Annotated in this window: 15 protein-coding genes; 6 read left to right on the top strand and 9 right to left on the bottom strand. The window is 61.6% G+C overall.

From position 1 onward, the window contains the following. Position 1: 1 nt before the first annotated feature. Entirely contained in the window at positions 2 to 991 is a 990-nt protein-coding gene (locus FNU79_RS01435; protein ID WP_225429806.1) for an alpha/beta fold hydrolase, read from the bottom strand. Positions 992 to 1,056: 65 nt separating this feature from the next. Between FNU79_RS01435 and FNU79_RS01430 the strand changes: the two genes are divergently transcribed. After that, complete coding sequence (locus FNU79_RS01430) at positions 1,057 to 2,301, top strand: cation:proton antiporter (RefSeq protein ID WP_143719128.1); 1,245 nt, start codon at positions 1,057 to 1,059, stop codon at positions 2,299 to 2,301. A 99-nt stretch (positions 2,302 to 2,400) separates the two neighbouring features. On the opposite strand, the gene FNU79_RS01425 is transcribed toward FNU79_RS01430, so the two are convergent. Both FNU79_RS01425 and FNU79_RS01420 read right to left on the bottom strand, forming a co-directional pair. Next, a complete protein-coding gene (locus FNU79_RS01425) occupies positions 2,401 to 2,649 on the bottom strand; it encodes a DUF3224 domain-containing protein (protein WP_185974573.1) in 249 nt (82 codons plus the stop codon). Between the two features lie 114 nt (positions 2,650 to 2,763). Beyond that, positions 2,764 to 3,258 carry a DinB family protein gene (locus tag FNU79_RS01420; RefSeq protein ID WP_143719126.1) on the bottom strand — a complete coding sequence of 165 codons (495 nt, stop codon included), beginning with the start codon at positions 3,256 to 3,258 and terminating at the stop codon, positions 2,764 to 2,766. Positions 3,259 to 3,352: 94 nt separating this feature from the next. Between FNU79_RS01420 and FNU79_RS01415 the strand changes: the two genes are divergently transcribed. Beyond that, positions 3,353 to 4,315, top strand: coding sequence for a helix-turn-helix transcriptional regulator (locus FNU79_RS01415; RefSeq protein WP_143719125.1), 963 nt, complete (start codon positions 3,353 to 3,355; stop codon positions 4,313 to 4,315). 132 nt (positions 4,316 to 4,447) lie between these two features. Here FNU79_RS01415 and FNU79_RS01410 read toward each other — a convergent pair whose 3' ends face one another. The 5 genes from FNU79_RS01410 to FNU79_RS01390 form a co-directional block, all read right to left on the bottom strand. Further along, positions 4,448 to 4,720 (bottom strand): YbbN family protein, encoded by a 273-nt coding sequence (locus FNU79_RS01410; protein WP_143719124.1) that lies wholly within the window; start codon positions 4,718 to 4,720, stop codon positions 4,448 to 4,450. Continuing rightward, a complete protein-coding gene (locus tag FNU79_RS01405; protein WP_124870211.1) occupies positions 4,713 to 5,735 on the bottom strand; it encodes a ribonucleotide-diphosphate reductase subunit beta in 1,023 nt (340 codons plus the stop codon). The genes FNU79_RS01410 and FNU79_RS01405 overlap by 8 nt, the downstream gene beginning before the upstream one ends. A 41-nt stretch (positions 5,736 to 5,776) precedes the next feature. Further along, the gene (gene nrdE, locus FNU79_RS01400; protein WP_143719123.1) at positions 5,777 to 7,864 is read right to left on the bottom strand and encodes a class 1b ribonucleoside-diphosphate reductase subunit alpha; all 2,088 of its coding nucleotides are present in this window, start codon (positions 7,862 to 7,864) and stop codon (positions 5,777 to 5,779) included. After that, positions 7,864 to 8,331: a class Ib ribonucleoside-diphosphate reductase assembly flavoprotein NrdI gene (locus FNU79_RS01395; protein ID WP_225429805.1), complete on the bottom strand. Its 468-nt coding sequence runs from the start codon at positions 8,329 to 8,331 to the stop codon at positions 7,864 to 7,866. Before FNU79_RS01395 ends, nrdE begins: the two co-directional genes overlap by 1 nt. 330 nt (positions 8,332 to 8,661) lie before the next feature. Continuing rightward, complete coding sequence (locus FNU79_RS01390) at positions 8,662 to 10,350, bottom strand: sensor domain-containing diguanylate cyclase (RefSeq protein WP_143719122.1); 1,689 nt, start codon at positions 10,348 to 10,350, stop codon at positions 8,662 to 8,664. Between the two features lie 286 nt (positions 10,351 to 10,636). On the opposite strand from FNU79_RS01390, the gene FNU79_RS01385 reads away from it, so the two are divergent. The 4 genes from FNU79_RS01385 to FNU79_RS01370 all read left to right on the top strand — a co-directional run bounded on the left by FNU79_RS01385 (position 10,637) and on the right by FNU79_RS01370 (position 15,241). Further along, on the top strand, positions 10,637 to 12,073 hold the full coding sequence (locus tag FNU79_RS01385) for a phytoene desaturase family protein (protein WP_143719121.1): 1,437 nt from the start codon (positions 10,637 to 10,639) through the stop codon (positions 12,071 to 12,073). Then, positions 12,070 to 13,227 (top strand): cytochrome P450, encoded by a 1,158-nt coding sequence (locus FNU79_RS01380; protein ID WP_143719120.1) that lies wholly within the window; start codon positions 12,070 to 12,072, stop codon positions 13,225 to 13,227. Before FNU79_RS01385 ends, FNU79_RS01380 begins: the two co-directional genes overlap by 4 nt. A 189-nt stretch (positions 13,228 to 13,416) precedes the next feature. Beyond that, on the top strand, positions 13,417 to 13,731 hold the full coding sequence (locus FNU79_RS01375) for a hypothetical protein (protein ID WP_143719119.1): 315 nt from the start codon (positions 13,417 to 13,419) through the stop codon (positions 13,729 to 13,731). A gap of 70 nt (positions 13,732 to 13,801) precedes the next feature. Beyond that, a complete protein-coding gene (locus tag FNU79_RS01370) occupies positions 13,802 to 15,241 on the top strand; it encodes a glycoside hydrolase family 3 protein (protein ID WP_225429804.1) in 1,440 nt (479 codons plus the stop codon). 8 nt (positions 15,242 to 15,249) lie between these two features. Here the strand turns inward: FNU79_RS01370 and FNU79_RS01365 are convergent, their stop codons facing one another. Next, a complete protein-coding gene (locus FNU79_RS01365) occupies positions 15,250 to 15,753 on the bottom strand; it encodes an NUDIX hydrolase (RefSeq protein WP_124870234.1) in 504 nt (167 codons plus the stop codon). Positions 15,754 to 15,848 lie beyond the last annotated feature (95 nt).

Below are 15,848 nucleotides of genomic sequence, written 5' to 3'. Positions count from 1 at the left end.
TTCAGCGGGTCAGCGCTTCCTCCAGCGCCTCCACGAACTCGTCCTCGTCATCCAGCCACGGATAATGTCCAGCGTCGAGCAAGGTCACTTCGGCGTCGGCCAGGTCTTCGACCCACTGCACCTGCGCGGGATAGCTGGTGGCGTCGTGTGTTCCGGCGATCACGTAGATTTGGCGCTTGATCTCGGTGAGAAACGGCGGATATTCAAACTCCCACAGCCCCTGATTGACCAAGGCTTGCTGCACCTCGGCCCCGCCCATCAGCTGGCCTTCGACGTCGGAAAATTCCAAGCGCATCCGGCTGGGCGCGTCTTTGAAGTGCAGGGCGTTGAGCAGGTCACGGGCGTTGATCAGGCCAAAGGCCGCTTCAATGCGGGCCGCGCCGACCTGAGGATGCTGGCCTTCGGGCGCGGCGGCTTTGACCTCGGCGCTCGGATCGTCGAGCTTGACGCTGCGGCGGGCGCTGGCTTGCTCCAGTAAGGTCAGGGCCAGATCGGGAAAGTGAACCCACGGGTTGATGCAAACCACCCGGTTGGTGTGCATAGGAAAACGGCGGGCATATTCCAGCGCGATCAGTGCGCCGAAGCCGTGTCCTATGGGGGTAATCTTGTCGATCTCCAAAAACTCTCGCACCGCTTCCACGTCCGCCGTCAGGGTGTCGAGGTCGAGGGCGTCGCTACCCTGCTCGGTGTCGTCTAGGGGGCCGCTGCGCCCGCCGCCGCGCTGATCCAAATAAATCACCCGGTAAGCACTCAGGCGCTCACCCACGAGGTCGCGGAAGGTCAGCGCGTTGTAGCCGGGGCCGCCGTGCAAATAAATCAAAGTCGGCTTGTCGCCGCTTTCTTCATCCTCTGGCCCGATCACTTCGAAGTAGAGATCAGCGCCGTTGAGCCGCTCCAAGTACAGCGCTTCGTTGTCAAGGCCGCTTTGCTCAAAGTCCTCTGTTCCAAAATCTTCAGGCTCAAATTCATAGCGCTCATCCATCTCGGTCATACCGTCATTCTACGTTCAGGAGGGCGGCAGCACGAAACAAACCTCGCCCCGCTAAACTACTCGTCATGCTGACCGCCTTCGCGCTCCTCCTCTGCGTCACCGCCGCGCTGGCGTATCTCAACGAACGCTTCTTGCATTTTCCGACCACCGTGGGCGTGGCCCTCTCCGGCGCACTGGCAGGCATCGTGCTGGTGGCCCTAGACGCGCTGGCTTTGCCCGGCGTCGGCCACTACGCCCGCTTCATGCTCAAAACGCTCAACTTCACCGACTTTGTGCTCAACGGCATTCTGAGCCTGCTGCTGTTTGCCGGAGCGCTGAGCCTCAATGCAGCTCAGATGCTCAAGCAGCGCGTCACGATTCTGACGCTGGCGGTGTTCAGTACCCTGATCAGCACGGTGCTGGTGGGCTTCGGTTCATATTTGGTGTTCGGGGCGCTGGGCCTGGCAGTGCCGCTGATCGGAGCACTCTTGTTCGGAGCGCTGATCTCGCCCACCGATCCTGTGGCTGTACTCGACCTCCTCAAGCGGGCCAAAGTGCCGCCGCGCTTGGAGACCCTGATCGCCGGGGAGAGCCTCTTTAACGACGGCGTGGGCGTGGTGATTTTTCTGGTGCTGAGCGGGCTGGCCGGCAACGGTGAACACGCTGCCAGCGTAGTAGACGCGCTGGGCTTGTTTGCCCGCGAAGCGCTGGGCGGCGTGCTGCTGGGCGGGGTGCTGGGCTTGGTGGGCCTCTACCTGACCCGCACCATTGAGAACGCGGCGGTGGAAGTGCTGCTCACCCTCGCGCTGGTCATCGGCGGATACGTGCTGGCGCTGGGGCTGGATGTCAGCGGGCCGCTAGCAATGGTGATATTCGGGTTGATCATTTCCGCTTACAAAGACCAGATTTTCACTGAAGAAACCCGCGAACAGGTCATGAATTTTTGGGAAACGATCGACCAAGTGCTCAATATTTTGCTGTTCGCCTTCATCGGCTTAGACGTGCTGCTGACGCCCAGCACCGTTCAGCAGTTCGCGGCGGGAGCGCTGCTGATCGTTGTGGCGCTGGCGGCCCGTTACGTCAGCGTGGCCGTGCCGTTCGGCTTGGTGCGGCGCTGGGGCAATTACGGGGCGTACACCGTGCGGCTGCTGACCTGGGGCGGCCTGCGCGGCGGCATCGCCATCAGCTTAGTGCTGGGCTTGCCTGCCAGCGCTTACCGCGCCGACCTGATTACCGCCACCTATTTCATCGTGCTGTTTACCATCGCGGTGCAGGGACTGACCATCATGCCACTGGTGCAAAAAGCGGCGGCCAACAGTCCAGAGGAGTGAGCGGGCAACCGACCTGCGTTCGGGCGGCTTCTCGGTGCTGCTGGATCTCTCGGCAGCGGCGCGAGCGGGGCCAGACCGCCGGCTGTTTCAGCTTTGGTTTCAGAGCGCCGGTAGCGTGTACATCATGGTGTAGTGATGCACCTTCTCTGTGTTGTCCAGTTGCAGTTGACCGCTCAGGCCGGTCAGTTCACCTGTACCAGAATCGGGAATGACCTGATACGTGAGCCGCTGCTCGCCGCCCTCGCTGAGACCCACATGGAAAAGGGCGAAGCTGCTCGGACGTTCTCCCAGCTTGGCCTGCACCACTTCAATCGCCACGTAAACTGCAGAACCCGCGACGGGCGTCATAAACGTCAGCATCTCTACCGCACTTTGCCCCGCCCGATCTCAGGAACAGTTTGTGCGGGGGCTTCGGCGCGGGGCTTGACCGTGAAGGTGCCGGTGGCACTCCTACTCTGGCGCTCAGCGCCCATAAAAAGCGGGCGGCTCAATGCCCAGCGCCCGCAAATACACGTAGCCCTCGCCCCGGTGGTGCGTTTCGTTGTCGACGGCGTAAATGGTCGCCGCCCAACCGCTCATCTCCCCCCAAGGCAAAGGGTGTTGCTGGGCATAAAAAGCCGTGTCCACTTTGAGAAAGTCGCGGTTGATCTGCTCGGTCAAATCGTCCCAAACCTTCAGCAGTGCGGCCCGTTCAAAGGAAACGCCTTCGCGCCAATCCGGCATCGGCCAATCGCCGCTGAGTAAGCCCCCCAGCGTGAGGACGCTGACCTGATAAATTTCCCACGCCATCACCCCAAAAGGCCGCATGCCGCCGATAGAAAAGCTAAAGAGTTGATCTTCGGTCTGCGTAACAGGAAAGGCCTCGATCACGCGGCGGGTCAGGCGGCGCTGGCCTTGCCAGTACGTCAGAAATTGCTCGGGAGTCACGATCGCGGGCGCAGTTTCAGTCTGAGTCATACAAACACCTCCAAATGGGTCTGGGTGGTTCTGCTCTCAGCTTAATGCTGATACCCGTCAGGACTTGTCGTGTTTATAGGGCAAGATAGTCGGTATGTACGATCCCTCCATGCGGGTACTGACGGTGCTGGAACTGCTGCAAGAACGCGAACAGGTGACGGGCAGCGAACTGGCCCGCCGCCTCGAAGTCAGCCCGCGCACGGTGCAGCGCTACGTGGCGCGGCTGCAAGACTTGGGCATTCCGGTGGAGGGCAAGCGGGGTGTGGGCGGCGCGTACCGCCTCAAGCCCGGCTTCCGGTTGCCGCCCCTGATGTTCAGCGGAGAAGAAGCCCTCAGCCTCGCGCTGGGCCTCAAGGCTCTTCAACACCTCGGCCTCACCGCTCTGACGCCGGCCGCACACAGCGCGGGAGCCAAACTGCGCCGCACCCTGCCGCACGCCCTGCGCCAAGACATGGAGGCCATCGAACAAGCCGTGCAACTCGACACGGCGGCGTGGACCGTCAGCACCGACGCCGCGCTGCTGGCCACGCTGCTGCGGGCCGTGCGCCACGCTAAGGCCGCGCAGTTTGCTTACCGCTCGCGCCTCAATGTGGACTCGCTGCGAACGGTGGACATCTACCGCGTCGCTCAGTTCGGCGGCAGTTGGTACGCGGTGGGGCGCTGCCACAGCCGCGAGGCGCTGCGCTGTTTCCGATTAGACCGGATGTCGGCCCTCACGGTGCTGGACGCTTCGTTTGTGCCGCCCGAGGACTTCGACGTGCTGAGCCACTTGCGGGCCACTTGGCCCGACACCCCCGAAAGTCACCACATCGATGTTTGGCTGAATCTGCCTTCCAGTGCGCTGCGCGGACGAGTCTCGACTTGGGGCGTCACCTTGACTGAGGAAAACGAAAACGGCGGGACAAGACTGCAGGCCCAGCGGGAGCACTTGGAAGCGTTTGCCGCCATGCTGCTGGGCCTGTGCTGTGAAGTGCGAATTGCTGCGCCGCCGCAGCTCTACGCTACGTTTGGCAAATTGGCCGAACGGTGCCGGGCGCTGGCCGAGGTTGGGGGCTGACTCTCCCCTAGAGCGTTTGTCCGTTCCATTGTTGTGGAAAGCACCCCACCAATTCCACTCCCATCTGCTCTAGCACATATTTCACTCGCTCCACTCGGTCGTAAAAGTCTTGCAACTTTTACGACAAATGCTCTAACCCCGCAAGAACCGCTGAACTTCGCCCAACCCCGAGGTTTGCAGCAGCACCTTGCCCGACGGCAGATGCAGCAGCGCGGGCGTGGTTTGAATGAAGTGCGCGGCGGTCAGGGCGGCGAATTCGTCTGCGTCGTTTTGGCGGTGAACCGTCATGATCTGCTCGTCGAACTGGCCTTTGAGCGGCTTGGCCAGCATCATCTTGAGGCGCTCACAATTGGGGCAGTCGTTTTGGGTCAGCAGCACGAATGGTTTGCTCGGTGCTTCAGTCATGGCTCACCCGCACAGGCTGATTCGTGTTGTCCAAATCGGGGAATCCGCCGGCCCAGATGGCTTCCACGTCGGCGTCGCTCAGCGTTTCGACCCGCACTTTGCTGTAGCTGCTGCCTTTGGCGCTGAAAAAATCGTGGGTGGTGCCGCGTGCTTCGATGCCGTTTTGCACTACCGCGTTGATTTCCTCATCGGGAAAGGGGCGCTCCAAAGCCAAGTTATCGGCCAAGACATTGCAGTTAAAGCGGATAAAACGCTTGACTTCGCCAGTCAAGTTCACGCCGGCATACAGCACGTCGGTATAAGCCAGTTCATTTTGATAAAGCGTCTGTAAAGTTTGGTTGTACCAGGCTTTGGCGTAGGCCTGCTCGGCAGGATTCATCAAATTGAACTTCTCCTGCGCCAGCAGCGCCACGTATACGCCATGCAGCGCTTCATCCAAGATAATCAAATTGAAAATCTCACCTGCCGAAACCATCCGGCCTTGCCCAGCCATATACAACGGATAAAAGAAGCCACTGTAGAACAAAGCCGTTTCCAACATGCACGACACCGCAAGTTTTTTCCAGAGACCCAGATTGGACACATCAGGATCAGCGAAGACGCCCTGAATAAAGCTGATTTTGAATTGAAGTTGCGGCTGTGTTCTGATCCACTCGAAGACTTCGCGTTCTTCGCTGGTCGACAGAAAGGTTTTGTTCATCAAGCTGTAGCTGCGGGCGTGGATATTTTCCATGGTGGCTTGAAACTGGAGCGTGGCCTTTCGGATGTGGCCTTCGACCAAGTCACTCAGCACCGGCATTCCAATTTCACCTTGCAAGGTATCTAAAGCGTTCAAGCCCGCCGAAGCGTGAATGTATGTCCAGCGTTCTTCATCACCCAGCGCCTTCCACACCAAAGCGTCGTTGCTGAGCGGGATTTCTTCAGGAAACCACAATTGAGAGGTGTATTTCTCGTAAAAGGTGGTAGAGAAGCTGTCTTCAGGTTCAGACCAGTTGGCGGCAGAGAAAGGGGACATAGATACTCCTTAGAGATTCAAGTAAGGTTAGGAAGAGGAAATTAAACGACGCAGCTCAAGCACTCTTCCAAGTTGGTTTTGCGCATCCGGGTGTAATACAGCGTTTTGATGCCCAGTCGGTAGGCATACAGGTAATACGCTTGCAGGGCGCGGGTGCTGGTGGTGCTCGGCACAAACAACGTGCAACTGATTCCCTGATCCACGTGCTTTTGGGCGGCAGCCACCGTGTCTAATACCCGGCGCTGATCCATGTCGTAGGCTTCCTCGTAATACCACTCGGTATCCGGCGACAGGTGCGGCATCGGGTAAATGGTGCGGGCTTTGTTGCTGGTGCGGGTTTCTACGCGCTCGGTGATCGGCATGATGCTGGCGCTGGCGTGCGAGACATAGCTGATGCTGCCGGTGGGCGCAACCGCCATCACGAACGAGTGCGCCAGACCGTGCTGCTTGATATCGCTGACGAGCTGCTGCCAGTCATTGCGGCTGGGCAGCGCGTGGCTTTCAAACAGAGCGGTGACTTCGGCAGTGTGCGGCACAAATTCGCGCTCTAGATACTGGGCAAAATGCTTGCCGGACTGATAGCGGCTGCCTTCAAACCCTTTGAAGACGAAGCCGGTGTCACGGGCGATCTGCATGCTGGCTTTGCGGGCGTGGTAATGCACCGCCGCAAAAAACACGTCCACGAACTCTAGTGCCTCGGCGCTGCCGTAGACGAGTTCCTTGCCCGCCAGAAACGAGTGCAGGCCCATTGCGCCCAAACCAATCGAGCGCATCTCGTCGTTGGCCCGCTTGACGGCGGGAACTTCAGTGACGCTGGTCGAGCGGGCCACGTTGTCGAGCAGGCCAATGGCCGCCGATACCACCCGCCCGATGTCGCCGCTGTTCATGGTCTGCTCGATCACCAGTGATGACAGGTTGCACGACACGTCCAGCCCAATGCGGTCTTTGGCTTCCTGGCCGTAGGCGTGAAAGTAGCTGGGCAAGGTGGGCTGCAAAATCTCGGAGCAGAGGTTGCTCATTTTGATGCTGCCGACGTTGGCAATCGGGTTGGCGCGGTTGGCATTGCCTTCGAACAGCAAATACGGATAGCCGCTCTCGCCCTGCGTCACGGCGATGTCTTCCAGCACCCGGCGGGCCGAGACGCGCTTCTTGCGGATATTGGCGTTGTCGGCCAGCGCTTGGTAGTCGCGTGTCCAGTCGATGTCGCTGAACTCTTTTCCGGTTTCTTGCCAGAGCGAATGCGGGTAAAACTGAAAAATGTCCTCGCCCAGCCGCGCTTTTTCCATGAAAATATCGGGAATGGTCGCGCCGACGCTGAGGGTTTTGAGGCGGGAATCCTCGTCGGAAGCGATTTTCTTGGCGCTCAGCACGTCCAGAAAGTCGGCGTGCATGACGTTGAGATAGATTGCCCCAGCTCCGGGCCGCTGCCCAGCTTGATCGGCGTAGCGCAGCATGTTGTCGAGCATCTTGGCGACGCCCAGCACGCCTTTGGTGACATTTTGAATGCCGCGCAAGCTCTCGCCGCGTGCCCGCAAGTTGCTGACCTCCACCCCGATGCCGCCGCCGCCCTTGCTGAGTTCGGCTACGAACGACAGCGTTTTGGTAATTGAATCCAAGTTGTCGGTGCAGTCTTGCAGCAAAAAGCAGCTCACCAAGCGCCCAGTGTTGGCTTTGCCGGAATTCATCAGCGTGGGCGTGGCGGGCGTAAACGTTTGGTTGACCAAATGGTGGACGAGTTCCAGCGCTTCATCCGCGCTCTCCGAACGGGCCAGCGCCGTGATGGCCATCCGGTCTTCGTAACGCTCCAGCCAGCGGCTCCGGTCCGGCGTCATGGTGGCGTACTCGTTGTAAAACTTGCTGGCCCCCATAAAGCTCTTGAAACGGAATTTATAGCTGTAAGCGCGTTCAAAGACTGAGCGCACTTCTTCGGCACTGTAGCGCTCAAAAAGCGTTGCGTCCCAGAGGCCATGATCGGTCAAATACCGGATTTTTTCTTTCAAATCATGAAAAAAGACTGTATTGGGGTTGACTTTCTCCTGAAAGTAGACTTGCAGCGCTTCGCTGTCATGTTGAGGCTGCACCACATTTCCGGCGATCACTTTGTTGTTGAGTTCAATCCAGCGTTCCATCAGTTCACATCCTCCACGTCTTTGCTATTTCCGGCTCGTTCTTCCTGCTCATTGATCCACGCCAGCACCCGCATCCGGTCGGCGGCGCTGCCCGCTTTATTGACTTTGGCGACCACCGGCACACCGTACTGCCCAGCGATCACGTCGGCGGCGCGGGCGAAGTTCTGGCCCCAGTGAAACGAACCGCTCGAAACCACGCCGCGTAGCCCCGCTGCCCGCTGTTGCAAAAACGCCTGGGTGCTGGCCGGCACACCTCCGGTGCCGAAGGTGTAGGTCAGCAGCAAATAATCGTCGTCAGGCAAGTCTTGGGCTTTGCTGACGGCGAACAGCGGCATTCCGCCGAGCTGCCGCGACACATCTTCAGCGAAGCGGCGGACATTGCCGGTCAGCGAATCGTAGACGAGCTGCATCAGCAGGCCGTCCAAGCCAGCGGCAAGGGAGAAAGCGCCTGTGCATAGCCTCGGCACTGAGTTGAGGTTAAAGGGATGGACATCGACACTCCTGGCGCGGGCGGGCAAACGGCGGGCAAAACGTGTAAGCTTCTCAAAGCATGGCAACGCCGGATTGAGTTTCGTTCCGGCTCAGGCTTTGGGAAGATCTCGGTGTATCCGGTACTACATATTGTAGCCCGTCTACTTCAAGACACAAGATACACCATTTCGTCCGGCGGTTTGATTAGAGCAAAGCGACCACGGCGCTTAGCGCTCCATCACCGAGTGCCAGATGACAGGCCGACTTTCCCCATTTCGGCGCTGACTTCAGCGGCCTAAATTCGGGGCGTTGACCTCACCTTGACCTCAGCGCTCGACTTCGTCACCGACCCACACGCGGCCCTTCTCCAGCCGCTTGCCGCCGATCAGCGCGGCGTCGGCGCGGGCCAGCAGATGACTGGCCAGTTGCTCGCGGCTGCGGGCCAAGTGCGTGGCCGCCGCTTGAGGCGCGTGGAAGACCAGGCCCGCCGTCGCCTGAAGCTCGCGGCTGACTCCCCGAACTTCCAGCGGCTTCGAGGCCAGCTGTTCCAAGAGGCCTTCCAAACGCAGACGCACCTCGGCCTGATTCGGGCCGCGCAGGAGCAGCGCAAATTCGTCGCCGCCCAAACGCCCTACCGTGTCGCCGGGCAACGTCGCCGCCAGCAAAAAGGTGCTGAACGCCTGCAACACTTCGTCGCCAACCCCGTGTCCGAACGTGTCGTTGATGGCCTTGAAGCTGTCGAGGTCGAGAATCGCCACACCCAATTCGGTAGCGCTCAGGGTTTTTCTTCCCAAGTCCTCGGCGAGTTGCGCCAAAAAGCTGGCGCGGTTGCGCAGACCGGTCAGGGCGTCGGTGCTGGCTTGGCGCTGAAGCGCGGCCAAGGGTTGGGTGGCGCTGAAGGCCAGCGGCCAAGCCACCAAGATGGTCAGGAGGATCAGGGCCGCCGTGAGAATCAGTTGCTGGCGGGCCACCCCGCTCAGGTCGCTGACAAAATCACGGTCAGGCGCGTAGACACCGACCACCCAGTACACGCCCGGCTGCACTTCGACCCGGTGCAGCACCGCCGAGTAGGCTTCGTTGCCCACGCTGTAACGGCGGGTCAGCTCGGCATTTTTTTGGAGGCTCAGCAAAGCGCCGCCTTCTAAAAGGGCTCCCAGCGCCGGATCACCGACTTCTCTCAGCGTCGGCACCCGTCCCTGCACGTCACGCGGCCAAGCTCTTGAGGTCGCGATGGCGTGGCCCTGACTGTCGGTGATAAAGGCGCGGCCTCCGGGTGTCAGCTTGAGGTTTTCGAGAAGCTGCACGAGGCCGCTGAGCCGGACATCGGTGCCGACGACCACCCGCATGCCGCCGGGGGCAATCAGGGCAGTGGCCACCGTGACGCCGGGCAACTGCGATGAGGCGAACACGTAAGGCGGCGTCCAAACGCTCTGACCCGGTTTTTCGAGCGCCAGCTTGTACCAAAGTCGGGTGCGCGGGTCGTAGGGATCTGCCGCCGTGACCCGGGACACCACCCGGTTCTCGGCGTCGAGCTGGGTCACCTCGCTGCGGTTTTGTCCGCCCCGCTCGATGACCTTGATGTAAAGCCCACTGCCGCCGCGCCGCACATATTCAAAACGCCCGTCGGTATGGCCGAGCAGCACGCCGTCGAGCTGCTTGATGGCGTACAGCATGGTGTTGAACGTCAGCGTGACATCGGCGCTGCTGCTGACATCGAGCTGCCCCGACAAAATCAGCGAGCGGTTGATGCTCACGATCTGCAAAGCGGTTTGCAGGTAAGCGCCCACGTTGTCGCCGGTCACGCGCACAAGCTGCATCAACCCGTCCCGCGCCTGCGCTTTGAGGATGGCTTCACCGCTGCGCCGGTTGGCCCACAGCACGGCGCTCATGCTGCCGACCAAGATCAGGAGCAGCGCCAGCAAAATCATGAAGCGCGTCCACGAAAAAACGCGGGACGCCTGCCGGGGCGTCAGCGCAGCAGCGGAAGAAGAAAATTTTCGGAAATCAGGAAACATCAGCTTCTCTCTACCCTCACTCGACTGGACTCGGCCAGACCGCTCACCCCTGTCCCGCTTACAACCGTCCCAGACGTCAGCAGAGCTGTATTCTGCTTGCCAACCTTACAAAAGCCGTTCACACAGAAGTATGACAAATTTCACGCTGACTTCCAGGTTGAGCGGCCAAACAGCGCCCTACACAGCGCTTTCATTCGAATAGGCGCAGAGCGGGCAGGCCACCATTTGTAAGCCCAGCTCAGTTGGTATCGCCGAACAAAGCGCCCAGCCGTGTATCTTTTCAAGCATGACGCGTTCTCGGCCTCCCAGTACCATCGTTCTCGGCGCAGGCTTTGCGGGGCTGGCGGCGGCGCTGCGGCTGGCACGGGCCGGAGCGTCAGTCACGGTGCTTGACCGCTTGGAGCGCCCCGGCGGCAAAGCGGCGCTGGGCTGGACAGACTTTTCCAGCGGCCCCAGCGTCGTGACCATGCCCGACATCTTCCGGGGGCTGTATCAGCGCCTCGAGTGGGCCCAGCCGCTGCTGACGCCGGCGCGGCCCACCACCACCTACCACTACGCGGGCAAGCTCTCTGGGCGCACCTTTGCCCCCGAAGCGCTGAACGTGGCGGGCAACTTGGACAGCACACTGGCGCAGCTCAGCCGCAGCGAGGCGAGCCAGTACCGCCGGTTGCTGGATGTCTCGCGCCAAATGTACCAAGACGCCGCGCCCACGTTTTTGTTTGGCCCGCCGCCCAGCCGAGTTCAGCTGGCCCGCTACGCGCTCACCAAGGGCCGCCGCGCCGCGCCGCTGAAAAGCCTGGCGCAACTGGTGCAAAGTGGCCCGCTGCTGACGCCCTTCTGGCTGCGCTTTGCCACTTACTTGGGAGCCAATCCTTACAAAGCTCCCGCCGTGCTGCACAACATCGCCTGGGTCGAACTGGGTATGGGGGTGTGGCATTTGGGCGAAGGGCCGTCGGGGGGCCTGGGAGCGTTGGCGGCCCGATTGGGCGAGGAAGCTGAGCAACTCGGCGTGAGATTCGAGTACGGCGTGACGGTCAAGCACCTGCTGCGCTCTGGCCGCCAGATTATCGGGGCGCACACCGATCAGGGAGCGTACAGCGCCGAGCAGTGGGTCAGCGCCGCCGACCACGCCACCACCGCCAAGTGGCTGGGGCTGCCACCAGAAAAAGCGCCGCGCGGCATCAGCGGCTTTGCCCTGCAGCTGCGGCTGGAGCGCGACGTGGGCCGCGCCCACCACCTGTTTTTTCCGGCGGAGTACCGGCAGGAATGGCGCGATATCGCTCTCGGTAAGCTGCCCAGCGATCCGGCGCTGTACCTGCACCTCGACGGCCAGCGGGCTTTCTTGCTGATCAACGCGCCGCCCAATCCCAATATCGTCGCCGATCCTTACACTTACGGCGCGGCCCTCTTGGACAACTTGCAGGCCCGCTACGCAGAGAAGTACGGCGCAGCCTTGCCAGTCAGCAGTTGGCTGCCGCTCGATCCGGCCCTCTACGCCCTGACCGGGATGGGCGGCGCGATTTACGGCGCAGCTCCGCACGGTCTGTTGGGCAGCCTGCGCCCCGGCTGGACATATACGGCGGCCCGCAATCTGGTGCAAGTCGGCGGCACGGTGCATCCCGGCGGCGGCGTGCCGCTCTCGCTGCTGAGCGGCTGGAACGGCGCGGGACAGGTTTTGGGGCTGCCCTACGACGACCTTAGTGGGCAAGTGAGCGGGGCTTGAATCTCAGCGACTTGCCGCGTCCCCGCGCCCTGCCTTTCTCCGGCCACTTGCAGCGCTGGGGCGGCCAACCACTGGAACTGATCGAGGAAGGCGCGGCGTTGGGTGAACTGTTCGGACTTCAGCTCGGCCTCAAGACGGTGGTCGGTTACTCGCCAGCTTGGAACAAGCGCGTGCTGACCGACTTGACCACCTTTGCCAGCGCGGGCGGCTTCTCGGCAGTGGTGCCTTACTTGGCCGGCGGGATCATCCTGACCGACGCACCGGGACACGGCCCGCGCCGCCAACTGATGAATCCGGGGTTTGGCAAGGCGCACTTGGAGACGCTCAAAACGCGGATTGAGTCAGCCCTGCGGGAGTTCAACGCCCAATTTTTTAAGGCTGAGTTCGACGCCCTCCAGTGGGCTGACGGCGCAGTGCTGGCGATGCTCAATGCGGCGTATTTCAGCGGCGAGTTTCCAGACAAGCTGCTGCACGCTTTTCTCGCGCCGCTGCGCTTTCCTTTTCCGACTCCGGCTTATCCGCGCCCGCTGCTGTTCGCCCGCTTCGACGCCGAGCTGGGGCGGCTGGCCCAGCGGAGACTGACTCAGCGCCAATTCACTCAGGGTGGCGACGATCTGCTGGCACTGCTCGCCAAGCTCCCCGGCGGCGTGCGCGAAGCAAGGATTTCGCTGGCGGCGGGCCACGACACCACCACCCACACGCTGGCTTGGGCGGCCTGGCACCTGGCCCAGTTTCCAGAGTGGCACACCCCCGAGCGTCATTCCACCGTCATCAAAGAAACTTTGCGGCTGTATCCGCCAGGCTGGATGGGCAGCCGCCGCCTGACCCAAGACAGCGAGTTCGAGGGCGTGCGGCTGCCTAAAGGCGCACTGGCGCTCTACAGCCCTTACCTGAGCGGGCGCGACGCCACGCGCTGGGAGCGGGCGGGCGAGTTCTGGCCGCAGCGCTGGCAAGCCGGATTTAGGCCCCCGGCCTGGAGTTATCTGCCGTTCGGCGGCGGCGAGCGCGTTTGCCTCGGGATGCACTTGGCCAATTTGATACTGGAAACGGCTCTAGCCAGCCTGCCGCCCCTCTCGGCGCTGCGCGGCAACCCGGCACCCCGCCCCGGCGTGACCTTGGGGCCGAGCGGGGCTTTGTGGGTGAGGGCAAACTAAAGCATTTGTCAAAAAAGAGGCTCTTTTTTGACCGACCAACGGGAGTGGAATAGAGAAAGCATTTGGGAGGATGGATGGATGAGCGTGCTTTTTGCTCATCCATCTATTCTATTCGGACAAATGCTCTAAAGCCGTAAATTACCAGCGAACCGGCTGGGTGTGTGCTATCAGAGGAGCGGAGGAACATCCATGAAACAAGTTGTCTTGCTGCTGACCGCCTCGTTAATGCTGGCTTCCTGCGCTCCCCGCTACAATCCCAATTCACGCAAGCCCGACGCTGATTTGTCGTGCAATGAAATCAGGTCGGAAATTGGCCGCGCCGAGTCGGCCCGCACGGAAGCCGGAAAGAACCGAGGACTGAGCGGACAAAACATCGCCTGGGCCATCCTCTTCTTGCCGGGCGTGGTGGCCAACGAGTACACCAACGACCAAGTCCAGCGGGCAGCCGACGAACGCATCGGCACCCTCAACCGCCTCTACAGCGCCAAACGCTGTACCAACTGAGCGCGGCGGTTCATACAACCCCAACCAATCCGAATGCGCCCACTGCGGCGCATTTTGCTAGCCTGCTGCCATGACTCCTTCTACCCCTCCCCAAGCCGGTGCCCTGCTGATGGTGGACATTCCCGGCCCGCGCTTAGACGTGGACACCGCCGAATATTTGCGCGTAAACGGAATCCGGGCCGTGTGCCTCTTCGGTAAAAATGTGGAGAGCCAAGCACAACTCCGCCAGCTCTGCGCCGAGTTGCGGGCCGTTATGGGCGAAGAAGCCCTGATCGCCATTGACCACGAGGGCGGCGCGATTGTACGGCCCACCTTTTGGCCCGCGCCGCCCAGCGCCATGAGCCTCGGCCAAGCGGGTGACCTGCAACTCACCGAAGACGTTTCGGCGGCGGCGGGGCGGCAACTACGCTCAGTGGGCATCAACTGGAATTTCGCTCCAGTGCTGGACGTGAACGTGAACCCTGACAATCCGGTGATCGCCGAGCGCTCGTTTGGAGCGTCGCCGGATTTGGTGGCCCAGCAAGGCGCGGCGGCCCTGCGCGGCCTGAGGCGGACAGGCGTGGCGGGCTGCGTCAAACATTTCCCCGGACACGGCGACACCCACCAAGACTCGCACCGCGCCCTGCCGAGGGTCGGCAAATTCCGCGCCGAGTTGGAGGCGCTGGAACTCGCTCCGTTTAAGGCTTGCCTCACCGACGCCCCCGCCGTGATGACGGCCCACATCGTTTACGACGCGCTCGACGCCGAGCATCCGGCCACTCTGTCGCGGCCCATTCTGACTGGACTCCTGCGAGGCGAGTGGCACTACGGCGGCGTGATTATTACCGACAGCATGGGGATGCAGGCGATTGACTCCCACTACGGGCGCGGCGAGGCGGCGGTGCTGAGCCTGAGCGCCGGAGCCGATATGGTTATGGCGCTGGGGCGGCGGGAGGTGCAAGAAGCTACCCTCAAAGCCGTGCGGGAAGCGCTGGAAGCCGGTTTGGAGGTGCAAGACAAACTCGGAAGGCTCTCGGATTTGGCGCGGCGCTTTCCAGCGAAAGTCGAGCAAAATAAACAGGAGCAAGAAGATGAAAAGCTGTTCGGCGAGGCCTGGGCGCGGGGCCTGACTTTTGTGGGCAACCCCCAGCCAGTGGCGGTGGGTCAGCCGCTGCTGGTGGTTGCCCAAGCCAAAGCCCAGCGCGAAAATGTCAGCGAGGCCAGCGTGGAGGCCCAGACGTTGGCGGGCGAGCTGGCCGAGTGGTACGCGGTCAAGTTGCACGCCTACGACGATCCGTCGGCGCTGAACTGGGCTGAGTTGCGGGCGCAGGCCGAGCAAGAAGGCCGCCTCTTGGTGCTCATCACGGCCCACCGCCACCGCCAAACCGCCCTCACGGGCGCGAGTCCGGATTTGCACTTGGCCCTCTATAACCCTTATACCGCACAGGACGTTCAGGCTCCCGCCGTACAGAGTTTCGGCTTTAGGCCACTGGCGCGGGCAGCGGTATGGAACTGGCTTCGAGGCGGCTAAAAATTCCTTTACTCGCTACGGCGACCCAAAATAGAGCGCAACCCCACCCGGCGCGGGCGCTCTTCACCTCCGCTCGGCGGCGTGCCGTGAAACGCTTCGTATTCACGGATGGCGGCAAAAAGCCACTGCGGAGCGCCGGCGCGGCGAAGCTCCTCGGGGTCAAGCCACTGTGCGCCGAGCACTTCCGAGCTGGGATTGAGAATGCCCGAGACGTACTCGCTGCCAAAAATCAGGCTCAGGCGCGAGTCGCCTTCCGGCAGCCGCACGGCAAAGCTGGCGACCACCGACAACGCACTGACCGCCAAACCCACCTGAGAGAGCAGGGCGCGGCGCAGCCCCGACTCAGCCAGGCCCGCGCCGCTGGGACTGGTCAGCAGCAGCCCCGGCAACTGCACCGCGCCCGGCAAAACCGGCTGATGCGGCGTGACGGTCAGGTAAGTGTCTTTGCTGCGAATCAGCCCAAAGACGCCCACTTGGTAATAAAGAGCGCTGGAGGAACGAGCGGCAGTCATAGCGACCTGTACAGACGACAAACCATCCAAAAACCTCGGAAGCGGCGAGAAAAAAACGGCCAACGGAGCAACTTCGAGCGATGAGCTCAGCTCCT

It is taken from the genome of Deinococcus detaillensis, from assembly GCF_007280555.1.
Classification (GTDB): Bacteria; Deinococcota; Deinococci; order Deinococcales; family Deinococcaceae; genus Deinococcus; species Deinococcus detaillensis.
This window is presented reverse-complemented; position numbering and strand designations above follow the sequence as displayed.

What these genes read in the sequence shown, in the direction of transcription:
- FNU79_RS01415 (WP_143719125.1), top strand. Translation starts at nt 3,353, where the DNA reads ATGTACGATCCCTCCATGCGGGTACTGACGGTGCTGGAACTGCTGCAA.
- nrdE (WP_143719123.1), bottom strand. Translation starts at nt 7,864, where the DNA reads ATGGAACGCTGGATTGAACTCAACAACAAAGTGATCGCCGGAAATGTG.
- FNU79_RS01390 (WP_143719122.1), bottom strand. Translation starts at nt 10,350, where the DNA reads ATGTTTCCTGATTTCCGAAAATTTTCTTCTTCCGCTGCTGCGCTGACG.
- FNU79_RS01430 (WP_143719128.1), top strand. Translation starts at nt 1,057, where the DNA reads ATGCTGACCGCCTTCGCGCTCCTCCTCTGCGTCACCGCCGCGCTGGCG.
- FNU79_RS01410 (WP_143719124.1), bottom strand. Translation starts at nt 4,720, where the DNA reads ATGACTGAAGCACCGAGCAAACCATTCGTGCTGCTGACCCAAAACGAC.
- FNU79_RS01370 (WP_225429804.1), top strand. Translation starts at nt 13,802, where the DNA reads ATGACTCCTTCTACCCCTCCCCAAGCCGGTGCCCTGCTGATGGTGGAC.
- FNU79_RS01405 (WP_124870211.1), bottom strand. Translation starts at nt 5,735, where the DNA reads ATGTCCCCTTTCTCTGCCGCCAACTGGTCTGAACCTGAAGACAGCTTC.
- FNU79_RS01385 (WP_143719121.1), top strand. Translation starts at nt 10,637, where the DNA reads ATGACGCGTTCTCGGCCTCCCAGTACCATCGTTCTCGGCGCAGGCTTT.
- FNU79_RS01425 (WP_185974573.1), bottom strand. Translation starts at nt 2,649, where the DNA reads ATGACGCCCGTCGCGGGTTCTGCAGTTTACGTGGCGATTGAAGTGGTG.
- FNU79_RS01435 (WP_225429806.1), bottom strand. Translation starts at nt 991, where the DNA reads ATGACCGAGATGGATGAGCGCTATGAATTTGAGCCTGAAGATTTTGGA.
- FNU79_RS01375 (WP_143719119.1), top strand. Translation starts at nt 13,417, where the DNA reads ATGAAACAAGTTGTCTTGCTGCTGACCGCCTCGTTAATGCTGGCTTCC.
- FNU79_RS01420 (WP_143719126.1), bottom strand. Translation starts at nt 3,258, where the DNA reads ATGACTCAGACTGAAACTGCGCCCGCGATCGTGACTCCCGAGCAATTT.
- FNU79_RS01365 (WP_124870234.1), bottom strand. Translation starts at nt 15,753, where the DNA reads ATGACTGCCGCTCGTTCCTCCAGCGCTCTTTATTACCAAGTGGGCGTC.